The following is a 1,945-nucleotide window of genomic DNA, read 5'->3' on the forward strand; positions in this document are numbered from 1 at the left end:
CGGTTCCGTTCGTAAGCGTGTTTGATCTCTCATCAAATGCTGCGGATTCCGGTGCGCAGCATTTCCCGAGAGATCAAACACGCTTACGAACGGAACCGGCGCGCTATTGGGGCCAAGATCACGAGGATTCTTCCCGACCCCCGGAAAAGACGCCGGCCCGAGACAAAGTCCACATCACATCGTCATCACAAAGCGGCCGGATTGGCCTGCTCACACACTCACTCGCTGTAACGTCGATTGGGTGCGTACCGACATCTTTGCCCGGCTGGACCGGGAGCCGGAACCGCCGAAGATAGAGGCACCGCGGATGAGCCGTCACCGCATCGCCCTCTTCGGCGGGACGTTGGCGTTCTATCTCGCCATCGTCTGGGCGGTGCTGATCACGTCCTGGCTCGTGGCCCTGGACTGGAAGGTCATGCTGTTCCGGCCCTACCAGCAGTGGCCCGAGCTGCACCCCTTCCTGGACTACTACGTCGTGCTCGGCCAGCGCGGCCCCACGGCGGTGATGGTCGCCTGCTGGCTGGGCTGGCGCTCCTGGCGTCAGCACACGCTCCGGCCGCTGCTGGTCCTCGGCACGTCCCTGCTGCTGCTCAATGTGACGGTGGGCGCGGTCAAGCTGGGGCTCGGGCGGCTGGGCCCGCACTACGCGACGCAGATCGGCTCGGCCGAGATGTTCGCCGGCGGCGATATATTTCCCTCCGGGCACACCGCCAACGCCGTCGTGACCTGGGGAATCCTCGCCTATCTGGCCACCACGCCACGGGCCAGGCGGTATCTGTCGGCGGTCTCCGCGACGGTCTCGCTGGGAGTCGGCCTCACCACCGTCTACATCGGTACGCACTGGCTCAGCGATGTCCTGCTGGGGTGGGCGGCCGGGCTGCTCATCCTGCTGGCGCTGCCGTGGTTCGAGCCGCTGATCGCCCGGACGGAGGAGTGGATCTTCGCTGTGCGCGAGCGGTGGCGGGAGCGTCGCGGCGGGTCCCGCCTTGCACCCGTGGCCGATGCCGGGCCGCAGCCGGTGCTGCTGCCGCAGTCGATGGCCACCGACGGCCTCACCGCCGAGGCCGTGACGGCCCCGGCCGAACCGGTGCTTCCCGCCGGGCATGCGGCGGCCACCAGGGCGCGGGCCCACGGCGGGCACCCCGCGCGCCCGGGCTCCATGCCGGTGGCCCCGGCGGGCGTCCGCCGTCCGCCCCCGCACACCGAGCGGGGCCCGCGCGCGGGCAGCCCGGCCCGCCCGATGACCGGCGGCTGACACGAGCCCGTGGAGACGCCGAAGGCCCCGACCACGGTCGGGGCCTTCGGCGTTGCGGGTGTGGAGCGGGTCAGCCCACCCAGCAGCGCGTCACGGTGCCGTCCTCGACCTGGAAGTTGATGCGGCCGTGGCGGAACTCCATGGTCAGGAACGTGCCCGGGGGAACGGCCCGGACCGTGTCCCAGCCACGGCTTCTCGCCTGGCGTTCGGCGGTGTCTGCGGCGAGGCCGACATACGCGTCGGTGGCGTCGTCCGGCTGTGCTGGAGGGGTCGGTAGAGATGCCATGCCCTCACCGTAGGCGGCCCCGGACCGTGACGGAAGGCGGGGCCGGCGGGGCGTTCCGTTGCATCTCCACATGCCGTGCCGGTCACGCTTGTGTCACAGGATCCCCACACGTATATACGCGGTTTCATTCACCCGAACGGACCAGGGGGAAGCATCGCAAAATCATGAAGTGACCTGCTTCTTTTACGATCGGAGCGGCAGATCTTCCAAATGGTCGGGGCACCGGAATTTCCCTCCCCCGTAAACCTTCATTTCCTTGTCGCCCCGGGGGGGCTCACGGTCCGTCGAGTGCCCGTGTGAGCCGGTCCCTCGCTTCCCTCAGGACCTCGGTCAGCTCGGGCGGTTCGATCACCTCGAAATCGATCCCCATCATCAGAACGTGGACCGACAGCTCGTCGAGGCTC

General features: G+C 68.5%; 2 protein-coding genes and 1 pseudogene. 1 reads left to right on the forward strand and 2 read right to left on the reverse strand.

Annotated features, from left to right (window positions below):
• Positions 1-241: 241 nt before the first annotated feature.
• The gene (locus D3105_RS33850; protein ID WP_118906593.1) at positions 242-1,255 is read left to right on the forward strand and encodes a phosphatase PAP2 family protein; all 1,014 of its coding nucleotides are present in this window, start codon (positions 242-244) and stop codon (positions 1,253-1,255) included.
• Between the two features lie 70 nt (positions 1,256-1,325).
• Here D3105_RS33850 and D3105_RS33855 read toward each other — a convergent pair whose 3' ends face one another.
• Complete coding sequence (locus D3105_RS33855) at positions 1,326-1,541, reverse strand: I78 family peptidase inhibitor (protein ID WP_118906594.1); 216 nt, start codon at positions 1,539-1,541, stop codon at positions 1,326-1,328.
• Positions 1,542-1,815: 274 nt separating this feature from the next.
• A pseudogene (locus D3105_RS35675) lies at positions 1,816-1,945 on the reverse strand (DNA-binding transcriptional regulator); the annotation flags it as partial.

The sequence above is a fragment of the Streptomyces globisporus genome (genome assembly GCF_003501885.1).
Taxonomy (GTDB): domain Bacteria; phylum Actinomycetota; class Actinomycetes; order Streptomycetales; family Streptomycetaceae; genus Streptomyces; species Streptomyces globisporus_D.

Coding starts and splice junctions, on each gene's coding strand:
- D3105_RS33855 (WP_118906594.1), bottom strand. CDS start 1,541: ATGGCATCTCTACCGACCCCTCCAGCACAGCCGGACGACGCCACCGAC.